We start from the raw sequence: 22,401 nt of genomic DNA on the forward strand, positions 1-22,401 counted from the left end.
TGTGCGGTAGGACACTTCCATCCGCGCGAGGAGTCACACCATGCGAGTCGAGGTCGACTACGACCTGTGCGAGAGCAACGCCCTGTGCATGGGCGTCGCCCCCGAGGTCTTCGAGGTCAGGGACGACGACTTCCTGTACCTGCTCACCGAGGAGCCGCCCGCCGCGTTCCACGACCGGGTCCGCCAGGCCGAGAAGCTGTGCCCCAAGCGGGCCATCACGGTCGCGGACTGACCGCCGCCAGGGCGTCCTCCCAGGTGGTCGGCCGCTCCAGCAGTCCCCGGTACCGCATGGTGCGCGGGGTGGACCGCAGCCCCAGGACGCCCGTCAGCATGCCGCCCCGGCCGAGGAACGCCACGAACTTACGGTCCTGCACGGACCCGTGGACGACGGCGACCTCATCGGCCGGGGCGCCCTGTCCCAGCAGCTGGATCTTCATTTTGTATTGGTCCGACCAGAAGTAGGGCACCGGAGTGAAGGGCCTGCGCTCCCGCGGGGCGGCGAGCAGGTTGTGCGCGGCCGCCGCGGCCTGCTCCCCGGCGTTGGTCCAGTGCTCCAGGCGGATGCGCCCGCCGTAGCGGGGGTGCGGCCAGTTCGCGAGGTCGCCGACCGCGTACACGCCGGGGGCGGACGCCGCCGAGTACTCGTCGCAGCGCACCGACCCGTCGGGCATGAGGTCGAGCGCCCCCTGGAGCCACTCGGTGTTGAGGCGCACGCCGATGCCCGCCACCACCAGGGGCGCCTCGACGGCCTCCCCGTCGGCGAGCCGCACGCGCTCGACCCGTCCGGAGCCCTCGTAGGCGTCGACCCCGACGCCCAGGCGCACGTCCACGCCGTTCTCCCGGTGCAGGTCGGTCAGCACCGTTCCCAGCCGCGGGTCGACCACCCTGGTCAGCGGTGTGGGGGCCGCCTCCACCAGGGTGACCTCGGCGCCCAGGGCACGGGCGCTCGCCGCCACCTCGGCGCCGACGAACCCGGCGCCCACGACCACCAGGCGCCCGTGCTCGGCGATCCCCGCGCGCACCGCCTCGGCGTCCTCCAGGGTGCGCAGCACGTGCACCCCCGCCAGGCCGGTGTCCGGGCGGCGGGCCCGGGCGCCCGTCGCGACCACCAGGCCGTCGTAGGGGGCGTCGCCGTCGTCGAGCTTCACCGTGCGGGAGGCGGTGTCCAGGCCGAGTGCCCGGGTGCCCGGACGGAAGTCCAGGTCCAGGGCGTCGACCTCGGCGTCCTCCAGCAGCCGCAGCGCCCGGTGGCCCGCCAGGGGGCCCGGGTCCAGGCCCGCCCCGGTCAGCGCCTCCTTGGAGAGCGGCGGCCGGGAGTAGGGCCGGTGGGGCTCCTCGCCGATGAGGGTGACACGGCCCTCGAAACCGCGTTCGCGCAGGGCCGCCGCGGTGTGCAGCCCCGCCATCCCGGCGCCGACGATGACGATGTTTCGCACTGTGCCTCCGATCAGAGCGGACGGACCTCGCCGACGGGCGCGCCGCCGCCGTAGACGTCCACCCGAAGCCGGTCCCGGACGGGGGAGACGTCCACGCCCAGGGAGCGCAGGGCGTCGAGTGCGACCAGCGTACGCGCCCGCTCCGCGGCGTCCCCGTCGCTGATCTTGACGGCGACGGCCTCCCCGGAGGGCGCGGACAGGACCAGCACCCCGTCGGCGCCGATCTTGGACACCAGGCCGGGCATGCGGGTCATCAGGTCGGTGTCCACCCGGCCGGTGCCGGACACGTACTCGGGGTGGGCGCTCATGGCCGCGAGGACCGCGCGCTCGGGCGAGCCCTCGGGCGCGGTGCGCATCCGCCACAGCCCCCGGGCCAGCCCCGCCAGGGAGACGGCCAGCTGGGGCGCCCCGCAGCCGTCGACGGCGGTGTGGGCGACCTCCTCGCCGCACAGGTCCTCGGTGGTCTCGCGGACGAGCACCTGGAGGGGGTGCCCCGGGTCGAGGTAGTCCTCGGTGGTCCACCCCCGCGCGACGCAGGCGGCGAGCATGCCCGCGTGCTTGCCCGAGCAGTTCATCAGGAGGCGCTCGGGCTCGCGCCCGGAGCGGACGAACTCGCGGCGGGCCTCGGAGCCGCCGGGGATTTCGGGCGGACAGCGCAGCGCGTCGGGGGTGAGCCCCGCCTCGGCGAGGATCAGCCGGGCGCGCTCCTCGTGCAGGGGCTCGCCGCCGTGGCTGCCCGCCGCGATCGCCAGGGAGGGCCCGGACAGCGGGGCGCCGGCGCGCAGCATCGCCACGGCCTGGAACGGCTTGGCGGAGGAGCGGGGGAACATCGGCTGGTGCACCGGTCCGCGCGCGTGGGCGATGCGCCCGTCGGCGGACAGACCGACGACCGCCCCGTAGTGCACGCTCTCGCGCATCCCGGAACGGGTCACCTCGGCGAGGGGCACGTACTCGGGCAGCGGGGTTCTGGTCATACGGGTCTCCTCATCGTCGAGGGGTGCGTGGAGTGTCCGGGGGTGTACGGACATGCGTCAGAACGTTACCCCGGGTCTCTTTCTTCCGTTTCCACCGGGAGCGCGGAAGCACCGCGGGCCGGGCCGTCGGTGCCGGGGAGTAGGGTCATGGCCGTGGAGCCGGTGGTTTTCAACGAAGGGACGGGCATGGGAACGCTGCGGATGGGGACGCTGACCCGGCGCAGGGGCGGCATCCGGGCGGCGGACCTGGAGTACGCGGTGCTCGACACCGAGACCACCGGCCTGGACCCGCGCACGGGCGCCCGCATCGTCGAGATCGCCGTGGTGCGGGTGCGCGGCGACGGCACCCTGCTGCGGGAGTTCACCACCCTGGTGGACCCGCGCGCGGACGTGGCCGGCCGTGAGTTCCACGGCATCGGCGACGGCGACGTCATCGGCGCCCCGTCCGTCGACGAGGTGGTGCCGGAACTGGTCCGGCTGCTCTCGGGCGCGGTGGTGGTGGGCCACAACCTCGACTTCGAGCAGCGCTTCCTGGCCTCGGAGCTGGTCCCCGTCGGCCTGCCCGAGGGGCTGCCGGGGCTGTGCACGCTGCGGGCCCTGCGCGCGCAGGTCAGGCTGGAGCGCTACTCGCTGCCCAAGGCCTCGCACGCGCTCAGCGGCGTGTGGCCGACCGGGCAGCACACCGCCCTGGGCGACGCCCGCGCCTGCGCCCGCCTGCTGGTGGAGATGATCGCCAACGCCCCGGGTGAGCTGCGCTACCACGGTGCCGAGCCCGAGCCGGTCGCGGTCCCGCTGCGCCGCAGGGTCCCGGTGCCCTCGGGCGCGCCCTCGGAGGCCGTGCGCTGGAAGCCGCGCACCTCCACCCCGCCGGACCTGTTCGTCCCGCGCCCGTGGCCGGGCGCGCGCTGGCGCCCCCTGGAGCTGGACCCCTTCCTGTGCGGCGGGGCGTTCGGCCCCTCGGACCGGGCGATCGCGGAGATGGCGGCGCACCGGGACGCGCGGGCGCGCCGCCGCCTCGCGGCGGCCGCCGCGGTGGCCGGCGGCCTGGCGGCCGGCGGACTGCTGGCCGGCCTGGGCCGCCGCCTGCGCCGCCGCTAGGGGACGACCTCCGGGCGATCCCGCGAGCGCCCCTGTGGTGCCGTGCTCCCGGGGTGTGTCCGGTGGGTGCTCCCGTGCGGTTCGGCGCCCGCGCCGAACGGGCACGGGCGGCCGCCGGGCGACCCCCGCGAGAGGCCCGGCCGAGCGCCCCTGCGGTGCCGTGCTCCCGGGGTGTGTTCGGTGGGTGCTCTCGTGCGGTTCGATGTCTGCGTCGAACGGGCGCGGGCGGCCGCGAGGCGATCTCTCGGGAGACGACCGGCGCGGGTCGGCCCCGGGGCCGACCGTCCAAGCGCAGGCGGCGTCGCGAGGGGCGGCCCGAGGGGCCCCTAGTAGCCGGAGAGGGCGAGGAAGAACGCGACGATCATCGCGCTGCCGCCCAGGGTGGTGAGCAGGGCGCGGCCCTGTTCGGTGAGGCGGGCCGGGACCAGCCGCAGCCGGGGGCCGGCGGACCGCGCCGGGGCCCGTGTGGCGGTGCGCGTGGCGGACCCGCCGCGGGCGGGGGCGCGCACGGGGCGGGGCGGGACGTAGCGGGGCAGCCTGTTGGACATCGCGACCAGCACCAGCACGGCGCCGATCGCCAGCAGCACGAGAGACACGGCGGGGGTGAACCTTCACGACTCGGGTCCGGGGTCATGATTCCTACCGGATCCGGGCCGCGATTCTCGACTCGGTATCACCCGATCGCCACCGAAGCGCCCGTTACGGGCGGTCCGTTATCACCCGCCGCTCATGCGTCGTCGCCGACGGTCTCCGTGGTGGTCCGGTTGGGGACGATGGTGTCCACGGTTTCGGTCTCCACACCCAGGGCGCGCAGCACGAACCGGGTGACCAGGGCGTGCGTCTCCTCCGGGTCGATCTCGCCGCTCACCAGGGGGATCCGCTGGGAGCCGACCATCGACAGGGTCAGCCGGGCGACCGCCTCGGGGGGCATCGCGTCGAACTCGCCGTCCGCGATCCCCTCCTCCAGGATCTCGGTGAGCAGGCTCTGCATCGGGGCGACGTGGGCGGCCAGCGCCTGGTAGGCCTGCGGGCCCAGGCTGGCGCCGAGCTCGGCCGCAGGCGGGTGCGGGTGCGCCATGATGCCCTGGAGCTGGAGGCGGACGAAAGCCGACAGCCGCCGGGCCGCGGAGACCCCCGAGGGCAGCTCGCGCCGGTAGTCCTCCACGAAGCGGTTGTTCACCTCCTCGGTGAACGCCAGCAGCAGGGTGGGCTTGTCCGGGAAGTAGTTGTAGAGCGCGGTGCGGGTGATGCCCGCGGCGTTGGCGACGTCGGTCATGGAGACGCGGTCGATCCCCTGCGAGCGGATGAGCTCGTCGACAGCCTCCATGATGCGCTCCCGTGTGCGGGCACGGTGGGCGGCGATGGTGGGCGCCGTGATCTTGGGCATTCCTCTATGGTGGCACGCCGAAGGGGCCGGACCGCACGGTCCGGCCTCCTCCGCGGTGTCCTCCCGGGGGCGCGCGCCCGGGGCGCCGTTGTCGTCAGCGGGCGGTGTGCAGTCGGCCCAGGTCGGCGAACACCTCCGTGTTGAGCTGGTAGGCCAGGCGGGTCTCGGCGATGAGCCGGTCGGCGGTGGCGGCGTCCATCTCCAGGGAGTCCAGCCGCTCGCGGTAGCCCGCGCGGAACCGGGGCAGGCTGCCCAGGCGGTCGAACACGTAGAAGGCGACCCCGGCCCCGTCCGTGAGCCCGTAGGCCTCCGCGGCGGTGCGGCGGATGAACTGGCCGCCGGAGACGTCGCCCATGTACCGGGTGTAGTGGTGGGCGATGAAGCCCTCGGGGCGGTCGGCCATCTGCTCGATGCGCGCCACGTAGGTGCGGGTGGCGGGGGTCGGCTCGATCCTCCCGCGCCAGTCGGGGCCGAGCAGGTGCTCCAGGTCGGTCACGAGCGCGGGCACGCGCTCCAGTTCGGGGTAGTGGAACCGGCCGGCCAGGGGGTCGCCGGCCAGGGCGCGGCCGACCTCCTCCAGCGCGACGTAGGCGAAGTAGTGCTGGGCGACCATCGCGGTGTACCCGGCCACGGGGAGGGTGCCGGACATCAGGGCCCGGGTGAACCCGTGGTCCTCGGCGGCCTGGTGGGCGCTCCAGGTGGCCGCCTTGAGCCGCTCGGAGAACAGCTCCGAGTCGGGGGCCGTGGAGGGGGCTTCGGCCGTGACGCTCATCCGCGTTCTCCGTACTTCCTCGATCGGTGCCTTTGATGACATGATGTCATTTAGGCGAGCCTTCCTTCAAGGAGGATACGACAGGCTGTCATAAAAAACCCGGGCGATGTCGCTTAGCCTGTGTGCGGCCTCACAGGCGCCGCCTTCGTGCACATGCCCCTGCACGCGCCCGCGGACCGCCCCCGGCGGCCCCGCGCAAACCCCGGCCCCCAGCCGGTTCCGGCCCGCCGACCCCCTCCGACGACGGGGTTCCCCGCGGATCCGTCGGATGTGTCTCCCCCACGCCTGCTGGTCAACAGGTCCCCGGGGCGTTTATCTTTTGGGGAGCCATGCGGTCCGAACCGCCCCGGGGTGTCCGTCTCGGGCCCACGCGGCGCGACGGCGAGCGCCCGCGGACCGTCAGACCGAAGGCGATGAGTGGATACCAGGAGAACAGGGCACGATCCCACGACGGTGATCGGCACGGGGACGGCGCACACCGCCCCCGCTGACGGCGTGGCCGCCGACGGCCGCGCCGCCCTGGGCGACGCCGTCCTGAACGAACGGGTGGAGGCTGCCGTCGAATCGGTTGACGTCCTGCTGATCGAGGACGATGCGGGCGACGCCTTCCTGGCCGAGGAACTGCTCGCCGAGACAGCGCTCACCACCCGGATCACCTGGGTCGCCACCCTCGAGGAGGCCCGGGACCACCTCAAGGGCTTCCGCGGCTGCGTCCTGCTCGACCTCAACCTGCCCGACGCGCACGGCCTGGACCTGCTCCGCGAGGTCCTCCAGAGCGCGCCGTCGGCGGCCGTCGTGGTCCTCACCGGCCTGGACGACGAGCACGAGGGCGTCGCCGCCGTCTCCGCCGGAGCCCAGGACTACCTCGTCAAGGGCCAGGTCGACGGCTCCCTGCTGGGCCGCAGCCTGCGCTACTCCCTGGAGCGCCGCCGCGCCGACGAGAACGCCCACCAGCTCCGCGAGGCACGCCTGCGCGCCCGCGAGAACATGCGCCTGGAACGCGGCCTGCTGCCCCAGGTGCTGCTCCAGCGCTCGCCGCTCAGCCACCGCACCTACTACCGGCCCGGCCGCAAGCGCGCCATCGTCGGCGGCGACTTCTACGACGCGGTCGAGAAGGACGGCACCACCCACGTCATCATCGGCGACGTCAGCGGCCACGGCCCCGACGAGGCCGCGCTGGGCGTCAGCCTGCGCATCGCCTGGCGGACGCTCATCATGGCCGGGGTCGCCGAGTCCACGGTGCTGCCCAACCTGGAGGCCATCCTCGTCAGCGAGCGGGCCCAGGAGGAGATGTACGCGACCCTGTGCATGGCCAGCATGGACACCGGCGACGACCGGGTCCGGCTGCGCGTGCTGGGCCACCCGCCGCCCATGATCGTCCGGGACACCTCCGTGGCGGAGACCCCGGTCACCCCCCAGCCCCCGCTCGGCGTCTTCCCGGTGGAGGACGCCGACGTCGACGAGGTCCGCCTGCCGCGCGGCTCCAGCCTGCTGATGTACACGGACGGCCTGGTCGACGCCTACGACGGGGAACCGCCCGCGCGCCTGGAGGTCGCGGGCCTGCGCCGGCTGGTCACCGGCATCCTGGAACAGGGCGTCTCCCTGGCCCGCCTGCCCGAGCACGTGGTGGACGAGGCCGAACGCAGCAACGGGGGACCGCTCCAGGACGACGTGGCGATGCTCCTCATCACCCACGACGACCACGGGGAGAACAACGGAGACCGGGAGTGACACCTCCCGGGGAGGGGACGGCCATGGCGACCGACACCGACGGAGCCGAGGCCCGCCCGGACACCGGCGCGCCCCCGACCCCCTCCGTCGGCGGCGTCCACTTCGTCAACGGCGACCGGGGCCGGCCGGCCGTGCCCCACGAGTCGTGGAGCCTGCGCCGCCGGGTGACCAGCCTGCTGACCGTGGTGGCGGTCGTCCTGGTGGTCGCCGTCTCGATCATCACCCTGGCCGCCTTCAGCGCCCGCGACTCCCTGGCCCTCCAGGTCGACGAGCTCACCCCGGCCGTCGGCTCGGTCGAGCAGCTCCGCTCCGCCTACCTGACCCAGGACCACGCCCTGCGGGGCTACATCCTCACCGAGGAGCGCGAGTTCCTCCAGCCCTACATCGACGCCCGCCTCAAGATCACCGAGGAGCGGGCGCTGCTGCGCGAGCTGGCCGACAGCCGCCGCGAGGAGGACCCGGTCCTGGCGTCGAACATCGACGCCCTGCTGCGCGCCGGGGAGATCTGGACCGACGAGTTCGCCGAGCCCACCCTGGAGCAGGTCGGCAACGGGCAGGAGCCCAGCCCGGACGACCTGCGTCGCGGCCGCGTCCTCTACCTGGAGCTCACCCGCTCCAGCGAGGCCGCCCTGCGCAACCTCCAGAACGAGATCGAGGAGGCCCGCAGCGGCCTGACCCTGGCCACCCAGCAGGTCGTCGCCCTGCTGGTGCTGGTCGGCCTGGTCGTGGTGTTCCTGTCGGTGTTCCTGTGGGTGATGCTCCAGCAGTGGGTGCTGCGACCCCTGGAGGAGCTGGCCGGGCACATGCGCCAGGTGTCGGAGGGCTACTACGCCCACCGCATCTCCCTGCACGGCCCACCCGAGATCGTCCGCCTGGGCCGGGACGTGGACGCCATGCGCGAGCGCATCGTCCAGGACCTGGACGAGGTCGCCTCCGCCCGGCGCAAGCTCCAGGAGCAGTCGGCCCTGCTGGAGCACCAGGCCGAGGAGCTGCGCCGCTCCAACCTCGAACTGGAGCAGTTCGCCTACGTCGCCTCGCACGACCTCCAGGAGCCCCTGCGCAAGGTCGCCAGCTTCTGCCAGCTGCTCCAGCGCCGCTACCACGGGCAGCTCGACGAACGTGCCGACTCCTACATCGACTTCGCGGTCGAGGGCGCCAAGCGCATGCAGACCCTCATCAACGACCTGCTCGCCTTCTCCCGGGTCGGCCGCACCAAGAACTTCGCCGCGGTCGCCCTCGACGACGCCCTCGACGACGCCCTCAGCAGCCTGTCCACCCGCCTGGAGGAGACCGGCGCCGAGGTGGTCTGGGACGGCCTGCCCACCGTCCAGGGCGACCGCACCCTGCTCACCCAGGTGTTCTTCAATCTGGTGGGCAACGCCGTCAAGTTCCGCGGCGAGGAGGACCCGCGCGTCCGCATCGGCGTCGAGCGCCGGGGCGACGAGTGGATCTTCTGCTGCCAGGACAACGGAATCGGGATCGAACCGCAGTACGCCGAGCGCATCTTCGTGATCTTCCAGCGGTTGCATACCAGGGAGAAGTACACGGGAACCGGGATCGGCCTGGCGATGTGCAAGAAGATCGTCGAGTTCCACGGCGGCCGGATCTGGCTGGACACCTCGCACGGATCGGAAACCTCCGGTGAGGGGGAGGCCCCCCGTACCGGAACGCGCATATGCTGGTCTCTGCCCGTCGACCCCGGGCAGGAGGAGACCGCGGAAGCGGACGGCGCACCCGCCGCCCGGGAGGCGCTCGCCGACGACGGGGTTCAGGAGGCCGAGACCGCCCCGGCGGCCCCGGCACCGACGGCCGCACGGTGGTCCACGGGCCGGGGCGGACCGGAGGCGGACGCGTCCGGGGGTGATTCCCCCGGGGCGACCTCCACCGCGCCGGTGTCCGATGGCGGTACGGTTCCCCCCGACGACGGGGCGGGCCCTGACAGGGGTTCTGAGGCTTGAGCGAGGTCATGTTGGTGCATCCCATCGAGGTGCTGCTGGTCGAGGACGACCCGGGCGACGTCCTCATGACCAAGGAGGCGTTCGAGGAACACAAGCTGGGCAACCGCCTGCACGTGGTCTCCGACGGCGTCGAGGCCCTGCGCTTCCTGCGCCGGGAGGGCGAGTACGCCCAGGCCCCGCGGCCGCACCTGATCCTGCTCGACCTCAACCTGCCCCGCAAGGACGGGCGGGAGGTCCTCCAGGAGGTCAAGAACGACGAGGAGCTCGCGCACATCCCCGTCGTCGTGCTCACCACCTCCGAGGCGGAGGAGGACGTGCTGCGCAGCTACCGCCTGCACGCCAACGCCTACGTGCCCAAGCCGGTGGACTTCGACCAGTTCATCAAGGTCGTGCGCCAGATCGACGACTTCTTCGTCACCGTGGTGCGCCTGCCCAAGGGGTAGACGGCGTTACCGGACCGCGGCGAACGCGCCCGCCGCAGAGCGGGTGGCCGCGCCGGTTTTTCGTTACGGTAAGAGGTATGAGCCTGCCGGAACCCCGCCACCCCGACGGTCCCTACCGTGTCGGCGTGGTCTGCCTGGGCAACATCTGCCGCTCACCGATGGCCGCCAAGGTGCTGGCCGCCGACCTGGAACGGGCCGGGCTGAGCGGCCTCGTCGAGGTGGACAGCACCGGTACCGGCGACTGGCACGTGGGCGGGGCGATGGACCCCCGGGCCGCCTCCACCCTGCGCGTGCACGGGTACCTCACCGACCACACCGCCCGGCAGTTCGACCCGGCCGACCTGGCCCGGCTCGACCTGCTGCTGGCCATGGACCTGGACAACCTCGGCGACCTGCGCGGCATCGTCGACCGGTACGGGGCCGAGTACGGCTTCGACCCGTCCCGGCTGCGCCTGTTCCGCTCCTTCGCCCCGGGCGCGGGCCCCAACCCCGAGGTGCCCGACCCCTACTACGGCGGCGACGACGGGTTCACCGCCGTCCTCAACATGGTGGAGGCCGCGGCCAAGGGCCTGACCGGCGAACTCACCGCGCTGCTCAAGCAGCGGTAGCGGAGGCCGGGTGGAGGAGGGACCGGTGTGCGCCGCGGGGGGCGGTGGGGGCCGGCGCCGGGATCCGGTCAAGGGGACCATGGCGGAGCGGCTCACCGTCCTGCTGGGCCGTCCGGTGCGCCGGGCCGCGCGGGCCCAGCGCAGCCATGACTGGGACATCTCCTACGCGGAGCTGGAGGACGGCACCCGCCTGTTCGTGAAGTCGCTGCCGCGCAACGCCGCGCCCAGCGCGGTGCTCACCTCCGAGGCCCGCGGCCTGGAGTGGCTGGGCCGCGCCTTCGGGTCGCCGGTGCTGCAGCCGGTCGCCTGGGACGAGCGCATCCTGGTCCTGCCCTGGGTGGCGGAGGACGACCCCACGCCGGCCGCCGCCGAGCGCCTGGGCCGCCGGCTGGCCGGGCTGCACCTGACCGGGGCGGACCACTTCGGCGCCGACTGGCCCGGCTACGTCGGGCCGCTGCCGGCGGACAACACGCCGGCCCGGCACTGGCCGACCTTCTACGCCGAGCAGCGGCTGCGCCCCTGCCTGCGCCGGGCCGTCGACCAGGGCGGGCTCACCCCGGCCGACGGGCGCACCGTGGAGAAGGTGGTGGACCGGGTCGCCGACCTGGCGGGGGAGCCCGAGCCGCCCGCACGCATCCACGGCGACCTGTGGAACGGCAACGTGCTGTGGCGCGCCCGGGACGCCGTGCTCATCGACCCGGCCGCCCACGGCGGGCACCGGGAGGCGGACCTGGCCATGCTCACCCTGTTCGGCCTGCCCCACCTGGAGCGGGTCCGCGACGCCTACAACGAGGTGGCGCCGCTGGCGGCGGGCTGGCGCTCCCGGGTGGCCCTGCACCAGCTGTACCCGCTGCTGGTCCACGTGTGCCTGTTCGGCGCCGCCTACCGCACCACCGCCCTGGAAGCGGCCCGCGCCGCCCTCCGGGGGTAGCGAGGGCGGCGCGGGGCGCGGAGCGGGTTCGGCTATCCCTTGACGCTGCCCGCCAGGAGGCCGCGGACGAAGTGGCGCTGGAGGAGGAAGAACACCAGCAGCGGCACGACCATCGACACGAACGCGCCCGCGGTCAGCCGGTGCCAGGCCTCGCCGCGGGTGCCCGCCAGCTCGGCCAGGCGCACGGTGAGCGGGGCGGTGGCGGTGTCGCCGCCGGTGAAGATCAGCGCCACCAGCAGGTCGTTCCACACCCACAGGAACTGGAAGATGCCCAGCGACACCAGGGCCGGGGTGATGAGCGGCAGCACGATCCGAAGGAAGATGCGGCCGTGCCCGGCGCCGTCCACCCGGGCCGCCTCGAACAGGGTCCTGGGCAGCTGCGAGATGAAGTTGTGCAGCAGGAACACGCCCAGCGGCAGTCCGAAGACCGTGTGCGCCACCCACACGTTGGTGAACGCCATCGCCCCGGTCAGCTCCCAGGCGGGCAGCACCTGGACGCCGCCGACGGTGACGCCCTGCGAGAAGAAGCGCAGCAGCGGCACCAGCGCCATCTGCAGGGGCACGATCTGGAGCGCGAAGATCCCGAGGAACACCCAGTCGCGTCCGCGGAAGTCGATCCAGGCCAGCGCGTACGCCGCCAGCGCCGCCAGGCCCAGCACGAACACCGTCGAGGGCAGCGTGATCACCAGCGAGTTGACGAAGTGGCTGGCCAGCCGGCCGTCGCTGGCGGAACCGAACAGCACGTCCCGGTAGTTGTCCAGGGTCACCTGGGGCGAGGAGAAGAACGTCCACCAGCCGGTGGTGCGGATCTGGTCGGCGGGGCGGAACGAGGAGATGAACAGCCCCGCGGTGGGCACCGTCCACAGCACGGCGATGACCAGGGCCGCCAGGCTCGCCGCCGACCCGCTGAGCCTGCGCCGCACCCGGGCGGCCGGGCCCGCGTCGCGGACGTCGGTGATGGTGGGGGTGGAGGTCATGACAGCTCCCTCGCCTTGCGGGTGCGCCGGATCTGCAGGGCCACCAGCGGGATGACCAGGACGAACAGGAACACCGCCAGGGCCGACCCCTGGCCGGTCTGGCCCTGGGAGAACGCCTGGCTGTACATCTCGTTGGCGATCACGCTGGTGCCGTAGTTGCCGCCGGTCATGGTGCGGACGATGTCGAACACCTTCAGGGTCTGCACGGTGATGGTGATGAGGACGACCAGGAGGGTCGGCCACACCGACGGCAGGGTGATGCTCCGGAACAGCTGGAAGGGGCCGGCGCCGTCGATGCGCGCGGCCTCGACGATCTCGGCGGGGATGGCCTTGATCGCCGCCGACAGCACGACCATCGCGAACCCGGCCTGCACCCAGATGAGCACCAGGATCAGCAGGAACGTGTTCAGCGGCTGCTCCAGCAGCCACAGCCGCGGCTCGCCGCCGAACCACACGACGATCTGGTTGAACAGGCCGTACTGCTCCTGGTCGGCGGGCCGGTAGGCGTACACGAACCGCCAGATGATGCTCGCGCCGACGAACGAGATCGCCATCGGCATGAACACCAGGGACTTGGCGACCGGCTCGAACCGGGACCGGTCCACCAGCACCGCGTAGACCAGGCCGATCGCGGTGGCGAGCAGGGGTGCGAACGCCACCCACAGCAGGGTGTTCCACAGCACCTGGAGGATCTCCGGGCGCTGGAACATCCAGATGTAGTTGGCCAACCCCACGAACTCGTCGCCGGAGCGGTCGTGGAAGGACAGGTAGGTCGTGCGCAGGACGGGGTAGACGAGCCCGCCCGCCAGCAGGAGCAGTGCCGGGGAGAGGAAGAGGACCGCCTGCCACCGGTCGCGCCGGGTGCGGGGCACGTCGACGAGGAGCAGCAGCAGGCCGATGACGCCGAGGAAGGCGGCGATCCCGATGAGCATCCACACGATCTTGGGAAGCTCGTCCAGGAACGAGAACTCCATGGGTGGGGCCCCTTGTGATCTCGGGGAGAGGGACGGAGGGGTGGGGAGGGCCGGAGGGGGACGGGGAGGGGACGGCGGCGGGGCCGCCGTCCCCCGGGTCCGTTACGGCCAGGCGGACTCGATGGTCTCCAGGACGTCCTCGGTGGAGGTGCCGGTGACCCAGTCGACCATGCCGTTCCAGAACACGTTGGTGCCCACGGAGGAGGGCATCGCGTCACTGCCGTCGAAGTGGAAGACGGTGTCGGGGGACAGCAGCACCTCGGCGGCGAACTGCGAGGCCGGGTCCTCGATCACGGACGGGTCCATGTTCCGGTTGGCCGACACCCAGGCGCCCTGGGAGGCGCGGCTGTTGGCGTACTCGGGGGTGGACAGGTACTCGTGGACCGCGGCGACCTCGGGGCGGTCGGCGAAGGGCACGGCGAACTCGCCGCCGCCCATGACCGGGACCTCGGCGCCCGCCTCCATCGGCGGCATGACGAAGCCGTACACGTCGCCGTCCTCGGCGACGGTCACGCCCTCCTCGAACTGCGCGGAGTAGAACGACCCCATCAGGTACATGGCGCAGCCGCCGTCGAGCAGCGGCAGCCCGGCCTCCTGGAAGGAGGTGACGGCGATGCTCTCCACCTCGCCGAAGGTGCCGTTGACGTAGTCGGGGTTGCGGACGATGTCGCCGGCCAGCTCGAACGCCTCGGCGACCTGCGGGTCGTCGAAGGGGATCTCGTGGGAGACCCACTGGTTGTAGACGTCGGTCCCGGCGCTGCGCAGCAGCGCGTTCTCGATCCAGTCGGTGCCGGGCCAGCCGGTGGCGTCGCCGGACTCGAAGCCCACGCACCAGGGCTTGGTGCCGGACTCGGCGATCGTGTCGCTGAGCTCGATCATCTCGTCCCAGGTCTGCGGGACCTCGTAGCCGTTGTCGGCGAAGTAGGTCGGCGAGTACCAGACCATCGACTTCATGTTGGCGCCGTAGGGGGTGCCGTACAGCTCGCCGTCGAAGGTGGCGTAGCCGAGCCAGTCCTCGCCCCAGCCCTCCTCGGCGTTGGCGCGGACCCCGTCGGCGACGGGCACCGCGTAGCCGTCGTCGACGACCCGCTGGAGCAGGCCGGGCTGGGGGATGAGGGCGAGGTCGGGGGCGTTGCCGCCCTCCAGGCGGATGGGCAGCTGGGCCTCGAACTCGCCGCTGCCCTCGTGCTGGATGTCGATGCCGGTGCACGCTTCGAAGTCGGCCCAGGAGCGGTCCATCCGCTCGGCCTCCTCGTCGCGGATGGAGGAGTAGATGCTGACGGTCCCCTCCACGTCCGACCACGCCTCGAAGGGGGCGCAGTCGACGTCGGCGGCGTCCGTGCCGCCCCCGCCGCCTTCACCGCTCAGGTAGGAGCAGCCCGTGGCGAGGAGGACGGCGCTCCCCGCCGCGGCGACCAGCGCCAGGTGACGGCGGTTCCCGGATTCTGTTCTCGGCATGGTTCTCCCTTGTGCGAGGGGACATGTGACTCGGGGCACGTTGAAACATGATGCAATCCGCATTGCATGAAAATGTCTACAAAATCCGCAAATACTTTCGTAACGATGCCGAAACGCCCTGGTCACCGCCCATGACCCGACGTTCTCCCGGGGGTGCGGCACACCGGGGCCGCGCGCTCCCGCGTCCGGGCCCCCGCGCCGTAAATTGGGGACATGTCCAACGCACCGCAGGTCCCCGAGCACGACGGCCCCGAGCTGCACGTCGCCCTCATCGGCTACGGCAAGGGGGGTGAGGTCTTCCACGCCCCGGTCATCGAGGCGGTCCCCGGACTGCGCCTGTCCGCCGTGGTGACCGGGAACCCCGAGCGCGCCCGCACGGTCCGCGAGCGCCACCCGGACGCCACCGTGTACCCGACCGTCGCCGACCTGTGGGCCGACGCCGGGCGCTACGAGATCGCCGTCGTCACCACCCCCAACGACACCCACGCCCCGCTGGCCCGGGCGGCGCTGGAGGCGGGCATGTCCGTGGTGGTGGACAAGCCGTTCGCGCTCACCGCGGGACAGGCCCGCGAGCTCACCGACCTGGCCGAGAAGCTGGGACGGGTGCTCACGGTGTACCAGAACCGCCGGTGGGACGCGGACTTCCTGACCCTGTGGAACCTGGTGGAGGAGGGCGTGCTGGGCCGGGTGCACCGGTTCGAGTCCCGGTTCGAGCGCTGGCGGCCGCGGGCCAAGGGCACCTGGCGTGAGAGCGGCGCGGTGGAGAACGGCGCGGGGCTGCTCTACGACCTGGGCCCGCACCTGATCGACCAGGCGGTGAACCTGTTCGGGCCGGTCTCGTCGGTCTACGCCGAAGTGGACACCCTGCGCGAGGGCGTGCAGGCCGACGACGACGTCTTCCTGTCGCTGCACCACGCCCGGGGCACCCGCTCCCAGCTGTGGATGGGCGCGCTCACCGCCCAGGCCGGCCCGCGCTTCCGGGTGCTGGGCGACGCGGGGGCGTTCACCAGCCACGGCATGGACGAGCAGGAGGCGCGCCTGCTCGCGGGGGAGAGCCCGACCGCCGAGGACTGGGGGGTGCTGCCCGAGTCGGCCTGGGGGCTGCTGGGCGTGGACGGGTCCACCCGGCGGGTGCCCTCGGCCCGGGGCGCCTACCCCGAGTTCTACGCGGGCGTGCGCGACGCGGTGGGGGAGGGCGAGCCGCTGCCGGTGGACCCGCACGAGGTGATCCACGGCCTGGAGGTCATCGAGGCCGCCCGGCGCAGCGCCCGCACGGGCACGGTCGCCGCGCTCCCGGGGCGCTAGGGGGCGCCCGGCGGATCGTTCCGGGTCGCGGAGACCGCGTCGCGGGTGAACCGCACCAGGTGGTCCCGCAGCCGCTCCGGGTCGGGCCCGGAACCGCCCCCGCCGAGCACCAGGCGGGCCAGCTGCGGGGTGATCTGCGGCCACGCGGCCATTCCGATGAGGGTCAGCAGGATCAGCCGCACCTCGGCCTCGGGCACCCCGCCGCCCAGGGCCTCGGAGAGGGAGGCGGTCTTGGCCTCGTAGAGGCGGGCGCGCTCCTCCTCTCCGGGCAGGGGCGAGTCCCCGTAGTGCAGGGCCTCCCAAAGGAAGAGGCGCAGCAGCTCGGGGCGGGCGCGGTGGTAGTCGAAGACGCGCGCGACGTACTCGCCGGGGTCGGCGTCGTCGGTGAGGGTCACGGCGCGGGAGAGCTCGTCCAGGGCGTCCCCGACCACGTGGCGGAAGAGCTGCTCCTTGTCGCCGAAGTGGGCGTAGATGCGCTGCTTGTTGACCCCGGCGCGCTCGGCGATCCGGTCCACCCGGGCCCCGGCGATGCCGTGTGCGGCGAATTCCTCGCGCGCCGCCCGGAGGAGGAGGGCGCGGGTGTTCTCGGTGCGGTCGGCGTTGCGCATCCCCCGATCGTAGGACACCACCAACCGGTTGGTTTCTCGACTGTTGACAACCAACCAGTTGGTTTTTGATGATGGTGCCATGCCCTCACCACAGACCACCGACAGGACCGCCCGAGGCCCGGGAGCGTCCGCGCACCCGCTCGCCGTCCCGGCCCTGGCCGTCACCGGCGTCCTGGTCGTCGGCCAGCTCTACGCGGTCCTCCCCGTCCTGGGACCCGTCGCCGCCGACTGGGATACGGACCGCTCCACCGCGGCCTGGGCGGTGACCGCGTTCGCCGTCGCCTACGCCGCCGGCTTCCTCGCCTGGGGACCGGCCGCCGACCGCTACGGACCGCGCCGGGTGATCCTCCTGGGAGCCCCTGTCACGGCCCTGCTGACGGCCGCTCTCCCGCTGGCCCCCGACGCCGTCTCCGGCCTGGCCCTGCGGGCGCTCCAGGGGCTCGCGGCGGCCTCCTTCGCCCCCGCCGCCTTCGGGTACGTCGCGGCCCGCGTCCCGGCGCACCGCCGGGTCACCGCCATCACCTGGCTCACCAGCTCCTTCCTCGCCTCCGCCGTCATCGGACAGCTCGCCGCCCAGGCGGTCGGCCAGGCCGCGGGCTGGCGCTGGGTGTTCTTCGCCGGCGCGCTCTGCCTGGCCGCGGCGGCGCTGCTCCTGCGGTTCGCGCTGGCCCCCGACGAGGCGCCCGCCGACACCGCCGCCGGAGCCCCCGGCGGCATCCCCGCCCTGCTGCGCACCCCGGGGCTGCCCGTCCTCTACGGCGCCACCGCCACGGTGCTGCTCGGCCTCGTCGCCGTGTACGGCGGGCTGGAACTCGCCGGTCCGGACGGCCCCGCCCCGGACCCGGACGCGCTCCTGGCCCTGCGCGCGGGCGCGCTGCCCGCCATGTTCGCGGTCCCCCTGCTCTCCGGCGTCCTGGCCCGGTCCGCCCCCGAGGCCAGGATCTGCGCCTCCCTGGCCGGGGCGGCGCTCACCGCCGCCCTGCTCGCCCCGTTCGCCGACGCGGGCCCCCTCGCCGCGGGCGTTCTCCTGGCGCTCCTCGCCGGGTGCGTCGCCGTCGCGGCCCCCGCCCTGGTCCAGGCCGTCGGGGCGCGGGCCGGGCGGGCCCGGGCCACCGCCACCGCCCTGTACACCTTCGCGCTGTTCGTCGGGGCGGGCGCGGGACCGCAACTCGCCGCGGCCCTGTCCGGGCGGGGCTTCACCGCCGTCGCGCTGGGCGCGGCCGCGGTCCTCGCCCTGGGCTGCGCCCTCTCCCTGGTGCTCCTGCGCCGCCCGCGGCGGGGGGAGTGAGCCCTTCCGCCGGTGCCGTTCGGCCCCGCGCACGCCCGTACGGGCCTATGTTGGAGGGAGGTTACCCGAGCGTTTCGCCGAAGGAGACTCCCGTGGCCCAGGTCCTCGTGGTCGCAGACGACCTCACCGGTGCCAATGCGACCGGGGCCCGGTTCGCGCGCACCGGGATGCGGGTGGCCACCGTGACCCCCGAGCACGTCAGCCGGGTCGCGGGGGACTACGACGTGGTGGTCGCCAACCTCGACAGCCGGCACGTCCCCGCCGAGCAGGCGGTCGACCTGATCGCCGACGTGGTGGAGGCGGTCTGGCCGGTGGGCCTGGTGGTCAAGCGGACCGACTCGACCCTGCGCGGCAACGTCGGCGCGGAGCTGGAGGCCGCCTACCGGGAGGTGCGCGAGCGGGTGCCCGCGGGGACCCGGGTGCGGGTGCTGCTCGCCCCGGCCTTCCCGGGGAGCGGGCGCACCACCGAGAACGGCGTCCAGCTCCTCAACGGGGTCCCCCTCCAGGACACCGAGCTCGCCCACGACCCGCTGCACCCGATGACCACCGGTGCGGTCGCCGACATCGTGGCCGCCCAGTCCGGCCTGGCCGTCCGGCACGTCCCGGTCCGCCAGGTCACCCAGAGCATGCTCACCGCCGAACTGCTGGCGGGGGACGAGCCGGTGGTGCTGTGCGACGCCACCAGCGAGCAGCACCTCACCGACATCGCCGAGGCCGCCGCGGCCGCCCACCACGACGACGGCACCGTGTGGGTCTCGGTCGACCCGGGGCCCACGGGGGCGCTGCTCGCCTACGCCCTGCGGCTGCGCGGCCAGGCGGGCACCCGCGGGCCCCTGCTGGGGGTGGTGGCCAGCACCACCGACCTGACCCGGCGGCAGCTGGCGACGGTGGCGCGCACCGGCGCGGTCCGCTTCGTGGACCTGGACGCGGTGGCCTTCGCCGATCCCGGCGGGGACCACGCCGACGAGGTCGCGACGGAGCTGACGGAGAAGCTGCTGGCGTCGGGCTTCCCGGACGTGTGCGTGCTGCGGGTGGTCACCACCTCCGAGCGGGTGCGCGCGCTGCCGGGGCGGGTCAGGGCCGAGCTGCCGGTCCGCATCGCCCGGCTGGTCGCGGACACCGTCCAGGAGATCGCCGACAGCACGGGCGCGCACGCCCTGCCCAGCGGGCTGTACCTGACGGGCGGGGACCTGGTCTCGGGGCTGTTCGACGAGCTGGGCGTGCACGCCTTCGACGTGGGCGGCGAGGTGGTCCCCCTGGCGGTCCACGGCCACATCACGGGCGGCCCGCTCGACGGGACGCCGGTGGTGGCCAAGGGCGGCCTGGTGGGCGACGACATCACCCTGGTCGAGTGCCTGGCCAAGCTGCGGCGCGCCGTCCAGGCGCGGCTGCACCAGGTCCACTCGGAGGTCTCCGAGCACGTGGTCCCCACCCTCGTCCACGACCCGGCCTGACCGCCCGGCCGCGCGGCCGCGGCCTCCGGCGGGCGGCGGCCCCGGAGCGGCCCGGGAGCGCCGCCCGCCGACGCGGTCAGCGGGCCGGGGATGCGCCCAGGTGGTTCGCGGCCAGCTTCCCGACGCGGTCGGCCAGGACGTCCGGGAACTCCAACGGCCCCATGTGCCCCGCGCCCGGCACCTCCACGACCTCCGCGCAGTCCTGCACCAGGGAGGCGATGTGGTGCGCGTGCCAGGGCGGGGTCATTCGGTCCTCGGCGCCCGCCACGACCACGGTCGGCGCGGAGATCGCGCGGACCGTCGCGTCCAGGTCCAGCCGGTTCATCATGTCGCCCCAGCGGCCGCGCGCGACCGGGTTGCAGGCGTGCACCATGCGCGCGCACAGCCGCACCATGCGCGGGTCGGCCCCCGGGCTCATCGCGATGAACTTCAGCGCGGCCGTGGTCGCCGGGTTGCGCGGGCCCAGCGGCAACGGGGCCCGCAGCGTGAGCGCGGCCGCCGCCGACCGCCCCAGGGCCCTGGGCAGCGGGATCGCGGTGGTCCTCCCGGTCAGCTGCGTGCACCCGGTGTTGGTGAGCAGCACCGCCGCGGCCTTCTCCCGGAAGACCTCGCGGTCCCCCGCGGCCATGACCGTCATCCCGCCCATGCTGTGCCCCGCCACCACGGCGCGCTCGCCGTCCGGGACGGTCGCCGCCAGCACCGCGCACAGGTCGTCGGCCAGCTTCTCCTCCCCGTACCCGGCCGGGGTCAGCGGCACCGGGGTGCGGCCGTGCCCGCGCTGGTCGTACAGCACCACCCGCAGGTCCTCGTCGAGCAGCCGGACCACGGGCCCCCAGGAGGCCAGCGACGTCGCCCAGCAGTGGGAGAACACCACGGTCGGCCCGCTCGCCGGGCCGCGCACCTCCACGTGCAGTTCCGTGCCGTCGTCGGAGACCACCCGCGTCTCGCGGGCCGGGCCCAGGTGTCGGATCGCCATCGGGATACCTCTCGTTCGGGGGTTCAGTCGAGCAGGTCGCTCAGGTCGATCTGCGGGACCGGGTAGGGCGGGGTGCCCGAGCCGCTCACCGGGTGCCCGCCCCACAGGTTGGGCTCGGCCAGGGCCGCCACCCCCTCGTGCCCGTCCGGGGTGCGGATCAGGACGGTGCGAACCCCGCTCTCGTAGGCCGCGGTGACCTCCGGGGAGGGCGACAGCCGCCCCGACCACCGGTAGTCGCCGGTGAGGGGGGAGAAGTGCCCGGCCACGTGGCACTGCGCGGTGATCGGCTCGGCCGAGGGCGCGCCGTCACCGCCGAGGGGGACGAGGCTCACCTCGCCCTGGTACTCCTCTTCGTCGTCGTCGAAACCGCTCATCGCATCCTCCTTCGCTCAGGCGGCCGCGCGGGCGCCGCGGTCGACCCTCAGGTCGTAGTTGTGCGGGTCGAACCAGCGGGTGCGCAGCGCGAAGTCCCAGGTGAAGGTGGGCCACAGGGTGGTGTTGCGCCCCTCCTCGTTGAGGTACCAGCTGTCGCAGCCGCCGGTCACCCAGACGGTGCCCTCCATGCTCCTGGCGACCATCTCGTTGTAGGAGCGCTGCGCCTCCGGGCGCACCTCCAGCCGGTCCAGCCCCTGGCGGCACAGGTACTTGAGCGCCTGGAGGGTGTACCGGATCTGGGCCTCGATCATGAAGACCTGCGAGGTGTGGCCCAGCCCCGTGTTGGGGCCGGCCAGGATGAACGCGTTCGGGAACCCCGCGACCGTGGTGCCGCGGAACGCCTGCACGTTGCTCCCCCAGTGGTCGGCCAGGGACCGCCCCTCGGAGTTGAAGATCCGGTGGGCGACCGGGGGGTCGGTCACGTGGAAGCCGGTGCCCAGGATGATCGTGTCCACCCTGTGCTCGGTCTCCCGCCCCGCGGCGTCCCTGGTGACGACCGAGTCCGGGCGGATCTCCGCGATCCCGTCGGTGACCACGTCCACATTGGGCTGCGCCAGCGCGGGGTAGTAGTCGTTGGACATCAGGATGCGCTTGCACCCGGCGCGGAAGTCCGGGGTGACCTTGGCGCGCAGCCCGGGGTCCTTGATGCTGCGGGCGATGTTGGCCCGGCCCAGCCGCTCCACGACCGACAGCAGCCGGGGGTTCTTGGCGAAGCCGAGGATGTAGGTCTCCCGCCCCCAGTAGATGCTCTTGCGGGCGATCTGCTGGGTGAGGGGCAGGTTCCGGTACAGCCAGCTCTCGGCCCTGGTGATGTCGCGGTCGTGCCGGAACATCACCCAGGGCGCGGTGCGCTGGAACAGCGACAGCCGCCCGACCTCGGGCTGGATCCGCGGCACGAACTGGATGGCGGAGGCGCCGGTGCCGATCACGGCCACCCTGCGGCCGGTGAGGTCGTGGCCGTGGTCCCAGTCGGCCGAGTGGAACATCCGGCCCTCGAACGTGTCGATCCCCTTGATGTCCGGCAGGGCCGGGTCGGCGAGGGGGCCGGCGCCGCTGACCAGGAACTGGGCGGTGAACGGCCCCCGGGAGGTCTCGATCCGCCAGCGGTTGCCCGCGGGGTCCCAGTGGGCGGAGAGCACCTCGTGGCCGTAGCGCACGTGCCTGTGGATCCCGTACTCCCCGGCGACCCGCTTGATGTAGGCGAAGATCTCGGGCTGGGGGGAGAAGGTCCGGCTCCAGGCGGGGTTGGGCGCGAAGGAGAAGGAGTACAGGTGCGAGGGGACGTCGCAGGCCGCACCCGGGTAGGAGTTGTCGCGCCAGGTGCCGCCGACGTCGTCGGCCCGCTCCAGGACCACGAAGTCCCTCGGGTCCCGCAGCCCTGCCTGCTTGAGCCGGACGGCCATGCCGAGCCCGGCGAACCCGGACCCGATGATGGCCACCCGGAAGTGCGGTGGTGCGTCGGTCACTGTCGATCCCTTCGTGCGACCGGCCCGCGCGAGGGGTCCGCTGCGGGCCGGGGGGTGTGGTCCCCCGGGGGCGTGGCGCGTTACGCCCCCGGGGGAGTGCCGCCCCGGAGGGAGGTGGCGCG

22 protein-coding genes are annotated in these 22,401 nt (G+C 73.6%); 10 read left to right on the top strand and 12 right to left on the bottom strand.

What is annotated here, in order from left to right; genetic code table 11:
• Positions 1 to 40 precede the first annotated feature (40 nt).
• Positions 41 to 232, top strand: coding sequence for a ferredoxin (locus ACFVNO_RS16560; protein ID WP_378893444.1), 192 nt, complete (start codon positions 41 to 43; stop codon positions 230 to 232).
• Here the strand turns inward: ACFVNO_RS16560 and ACFVNO_RS16565 are convergent.
• Entirely contained in the window at positions 216 to 1,436 is a 1,221-nt protein-coding gene (locus ACFVNO_RS16565; protein ID WP_378893447.1) for an NAD(P)/FAD-dependent oxidoreductase, read from the bottom strand. The genes ACFVNO_RS16560 and ACFVNO_RS16565 overlap by 17 nt on opposite strands.
• Before the next feature lie 11 nt (positions 1,437 to 1,447).
• A complete protein-coding gene (locus ACFVNO_RS16570) occupies positions 1,448 to 2,410 on the bottom strand; it encodes an asparaginase (protein ID WP_378893450.1) in 963 nt (320 codons plus the stop codon).
• Positions 2,411 to 2,596: 186 nt separating this feature from the next.
• Here ACFVNO_RS16570 and ACFVNO_RS16575 point away from each other — a divergent pair, with 186 nt between their 5' ends.
• Positions 2,597 to 3,508 (top strand): 3'-5' exonuclease, encoded by a 912-nt coding sequence (locus ACFVNO_RS16575; protein WP_355269014.1) that lies wholly within the window; start codon positions 2,597 to 2,599, stop codon positions 3,506 to 3,508.
• A 326-nt stretch (positions 3,509 to 3,834) separates the two neighbouring features.
• Here the strand turns inward: ACFVNO_RS16575 and ACFVNO_RS16580 are convergent, their stop codons facing one another.
• The 3 genes from ACFVNO_RS16580 to ACFVNO_RS16590 form a co-directional block, all read right to left on the bottom strand.
• Positions 3,835 to 4,104 carry a hypothetical protein gene (locus ACFVNO_RS16580; protein ID WP_378893453.1) on the bottom strand — a complete coding sequence of 90 codons (270 nt, stop codon included), beginning with the start codon at positions 4,102 to 4,104 and terminating at the stop codon, positions 3,835 to 3,837.
• A gap of 131 nt (positions 4,105 to 4,235) precedes the next feature.
• Positions 4,236 to 4,895, bottom strand: coding sequence for a TetR/AcrR family transcriptional regulator (locus ACFVNO_RS16585; RefSeq protein WP_355269010.1), 660 nt, complete (start codon positions 4,893 to 4,895; stop codon positions 4,236 to 4,238).
• Between the two features lie 94 nt (positions 4,896 to 4,989).
• Entirely contained in the window at positions 4,990 to 5,667 is a 678-nt protein-coding gene (locus ACFVNO_RS16590; RefSeq protein WP_355269009.1) for a biliverdin-producing heme oxygenase, read from the bottom strand.
• A 453-nt stretch (positions 5,668 to 6,120) separates the two neighbouring features.
• Here ACFVNO_RS16590 and ACFVNO_RS16595 point away from each other — a divergent pair, with 453 nt between their 5' ends.
• The 5 genes from ACFVNO_RS16595 (at position 6,121) to ACFVNO_RS16615 (ending at position 11,338) form a co-directional block, all read left to right on the top strand.
• Complete coding sequence (locus ACFVNO_RS16595) at positions 6,121 to 7,398, top strand: PP2C family protein-serine/threonine phosphatase (protein ID WP_220562889.1); 1,278 nt, start codon at positions 6,121 to 6,123, stop codon at positions 7,396 to 7,398.
• Between the two features lie 23 nt (positions 7,399 to 7,421).
• The gene (locus tag ACFVNO_RS16600) at positions 7,422 to 9,356 is read left to right on the top strand and encodes an ATP-binding protein (protein WP_355269007.1); all 1,935 of its coding nucleotides are present in this window, start codon (positions 7,422 to 7,424) and stop codon (positions 9,354 to 9,356) included.
• Positions 9,357 to 9,364: 8 nt separating this feature from the next.
• A complete protein-coding gene (locus ACFVNO_RS16605; protein ID WP_220565310.1) occupies positions 9,365 to 9,799 on the top strand; it encodes a response regulator in 435 nt (144 codons plus the stop codon).
• 77 nt (positions 9,800 to 9,876) lie between these two features.
• Positions 9,877 to 10,407, top strand: coding sequence for a low molecular weight protein-tyrosine-phosphatase (locus ACFVNO_RS16610; protein WP_378893459.1), 531 nt, complete (start codon positions 9,877 to 9,879; stop codon positions 10,405 to 10,407).
• A 79-nt stretch (positions 10,408 to 10,486) separates the two neighbouring features.
• Positions 10,487 to 11,338, top strand: coding sequence for a fructosamine kinase family protein (locus ACFVNO_RS16615; RefSeq protein ID WP_378893462.1), 852 nt, complete (start codon positions 10,487 to 10,489; stop codon positions 11,336 to 11,338).
• Between the two features lie 32 nt (positions 11,339 to 11,370).
• Here the strand turns inward: ACFVNO_RS16615 and ACFVNO_RS16620 are convergent, their stop codons facing one another.
• The 3 genes from ACFVNO_RS16620 to ACFVNO_RS16630 form a co-directional block, all read right to left on the bottom strand.
• Complete coding sequence (locus ACFVNO_RS16620) at positions 11,371 to 12,315, bottom strand: carbohydrate ABC transporter permease (RefSeq protein ID WP_355269001.1); 945 nt, start codon at positions 12,313 to 12,315, stop codon at positions 11,371 to 11,373.
• Entirely contained in the window at positions 12,312 to 13,289 is a 978-nt protein-coding gene (locus ACFVNO_RS16625) for a carbohydrate ABC transporter permease (protein ID WP_220562884.1), read from the bottom strand. Before ACFVNO_RS16625 ends, ACFVNO_RS16620 begins: the two co-directional genes overlap by 4 nt.
• A 102-nt stretch (positions 13,290 to 13,391) precedes the next feature.
• Positions 13,392 to 14,747 (bottom strand): ABC transporter substrate-binding protein, encoded by a 1,356-nt coding sequence (locus ACFVNO_RS16630; protein ID WP_355268999.1) that lies wholly within the window; start codon positions 14,745 to 14,747, stop codon positions 13,392 to 13,394.
• Between the two features lie 213 nt (positions 14,748 to 14,960).
• On the opposite strand from ACFVNO_RS16630, the gene ACFVNO_RS16635 reads away from it, so the two are divergent.
• Positions 14,961 to 16,052 (top strand): Gfo/Idh/MocA family oxidoreductase, encoded by a 1,092-nt coding sequence (locus tag ACFVNO_RS16635; protein ID WP_378893467.1) that lies wholly within the window; start codon positions 14,961 to 14,963, stop codon positions 16,050 to 16,052.
• Here the strand turns inward: ACFVNO_RS16635 and ACFVNO_RS16640 are convergent.
• Positions 16,049 to 16,660: a TetR/AcrR family transcriptional regulator gene (locus tag ACFVNO_RS16640; protein ID WP_378893471.1), complete on the bottom strand. Its 612-nt coding sequence runs from the start codon at positions 16,658 to 16,660 to the stop codon at positions 16,049 to 16,051. The genes ACFVNO_RS16635 and ACFVNO_RS16640 overlap by 4 nt on opposite strands.
• A 79-nt stretch (positions 16,661 to 16,739) precedes the next feature.
• Between ACFVNO_RS16640 and ACFVNO_RS16645 the strand changes: the two genes are divergently transcribed.
• Together ACFVNO_RS16645 and ACFVNO_RS16650 are read left to right on the top strand one after the other, a co-directional pair.
• Positions 16,740 to 17,948 carry an MFS transporter gene (locus ACFVNO_RS16645; RefSeq protein WP_355268994.1) on the top strand — a complete coding sequence of 403 codons (1,209 nt, stop codon included), beginning with the start codon at positions 16,740 to 16,742 and terminating at the stop codon, positions 17,946 to 17,948.
• Positions 17,949 to 18,040: 92 nt separating this feature from the next.
• A complete protein-coding gene (locus ACFVNO_RS16650; protein WP_378893474.1) occupies positions 18,041 to 19,402 on the top strand; it encodes a four-carbon acid sugar kinase family protein in 1,362 nt (453 codons plus the stop codon).
• A 76-nt stretch (positions 19,403 to 19,478) separates the two neighbouring features.
• Here the strand turns inward: ACFVNO_RS16650 and ACFVNO_RS16655 are convergent, their stop codons facing one another.
• Genes ACFVNO_RS16655 through ACFVNO_RS16665 form a run of 3 tightly spaced genes read right to left on the bottom strand, consistent with a single transcriptional unit; the run spans position 19,479 to position 22,279 of the window.
• Positions 19,479 to 20,378 (bottom strand): alpha/beta hydrolase, encoded by a 900-nt coding sequence (locus tag ACFVNO_RS16655; protein WP_355268990.1) that lies wholly within the window; start codon positions 20,376 to 20,378, stop codon positions 19,479 to 19,481.
• 23 nt (positions 20,379 to 20,401) lie between these two features.
• Positions 20,402 to 20,752 carry a DUF4873 domain-containing protein gene (locus tag ACFVNO_RS16660; RefSeq protein ID WP_378893477.1) on the bottom strand — a complete coding sequence of 117 codons (351 nt, stop codon included), beginning with the start codon at positions 20,750 to 20,752 and terminating at the stop codon, positions 20,402 to 20,404.
• A gap of 15 nt (positions 20,753 to 20,767) precedes the next feature.
• Positions 20,768 to 22,279, bottom strand: a complete 1,512-nt coding sequence (locus tag ACFVNO_RS16665) for an NAD(P)/FAD-dependent oxidoreductase (RefSeq protein ID WP_355268986.1) — start codon at positions 22,277 to 22,279, stop codon at positions 20,768 to 20,770.
• Positions 22,280 to 22,401: the final 122 nt, after the last annotated feature.

This window comes from Nocardiopsis sp. NPDC057823 (assembly GCF_042797335.1).
Classification (GTDB): domain Bacteria; phylum Actinomycetota; class Actinomycetes; order Streptosporangiales; family Streptosporangiaceae; genus Nocardiopsis; species Nocardiopsis changdeensis.

What these genes read in the sequence shown, in the direction of transcription:
- ACFVNO_RS16560 (WP_378893444.1), top strand. Translation starts at nt 41, where the DNA reads ATGCGAGTCGAGGTCGACTACGACCTGTGCGAGAGCAACGCCCTGTGC.
- ACFVNO_RS16570 (WP_378893450.1), bottom strand. Translation starts at nt 2,410, where the DNA reads ATGACCAGAACCCCGCTGCCCGAGTACGTGCCCCTCGCCGAGGTGACC.
- ACFVNO_RS16575 (WP_355269014.1), top strand. Translation starts at nt 2,597, where the DNA reads ATGGGAACGCTGCGGATGGGGACGCTGACCCGGCGCAGGGGCGGCATC.
- ACFVNO_RS16585 (WP_355269010.1), bottom strand. Translation starts at nt 4,895, where the DNA reads ATGCCCAAGATCACGGCGCCCACCATCGCCGCCCACCGTGCCCGCACA.
- ACFVNO_RS16590 (WP_355269009.1), bottom strand. Translation starts at nt 5,667, where the DNA reads ATGAGCGTCACGGCCGAAGCCCCCTCCACGGCCCCCGACTCGGAGCTG.
- ACFVNO_RS16600 (WP_355269007.1), top strand. Translation starts at nt 7,422, where the DNA reads ATGGCGACCGACACCGACGGAGCCGAGGCCCGCCCGGACACCGGCGCG.
- ACFVNO_RS16605 (WP_220565310.1), top strand. Translation starts at nt 9,365, where the DNA reads ATGTTGGTGCATCCCATCGAGGTGCTGCTGGTCGAGGACGACCCGGGC.
- ACFVNO_RS16610 (WP_378893459.1), top strand. Translation starts at nt 9,877, where the DNA reads ATGAGCCTGCCGGAACCCCGCCACCCCGACGGTCCCTACCGTGTCGGC.
- ACFVNO_RS16615 (WP_378893462.1), top strand. Translation starts at nt 10,487, where the DNA reads ATGGCGGAGCGGCTCACCGTCCTGCTGGGCCGTCCGGTGCGCCGGGCC.
- ACFVNO_RS16620 (WP_355269001.1), bottom strand. Translation starts at nt 12,315, where the DNA reads ATGACCTCCACCCCCACCATCACCGACGTCCGCGACGCGGGCCCGGCC.
- ACFVNO_RS16625 (WP_220562884.1), bottom strand. Translation starts at nt 13,289, where the DNA reads ATGGAGTTCTCGTTCCTGGACGAGCTTCCCAAGATCGTGTGGATGCTC.
- ACFVNO_RS16630 (WP_355268999.1), bottom strand. Translation starts at nt 14,747, where the DNA reads ATGCCGAGAACAGAATCCGGGAACCGCCGTCACCTGGCGCTGGTCGCC.
- ACFVNO_RS16635 (WP_378893467.1), top strand. Translation starts at nt 14,961, where the DNA reads ATGTCCAACGCACCGCAGGTCCCCGAGCACGACGGCCCCGAGCTGCAC.
- ACFVNO_RS16640 (WP_378893471.1), bottom strand. Translation starts at nt 16,660, where the DNA reads ATGCGCAACGCCGACCGCACCGAGAACACCCGCGCCCTCCTCCTCCGG.
- ACFVNO_RS16645 (WP_355268994.1), top strand. Translation starts at nt 16,740, where the DNA reads ATGCCCTCACCACAGACCACCGACAGGACCGCCCGAGGCCCGGGAGCG.
- ACFVNO_RS16655 (WP_355268990.1), bottom strand. Translation starts at nt 20,378, where the DNA reads ATGGCGATCCGACACCTGGGCCCGGCCCGCGAGACGCGGGTGGTCTCC.
- ACFVNO_RS16660 (WP_378893477.1), bottom strand. Translation starts at nt 20,752, where the DNA reads ATGAGCGGTTTCGACGACGACGAAGAGGAGTACCAGGGCGAGGTGAGC.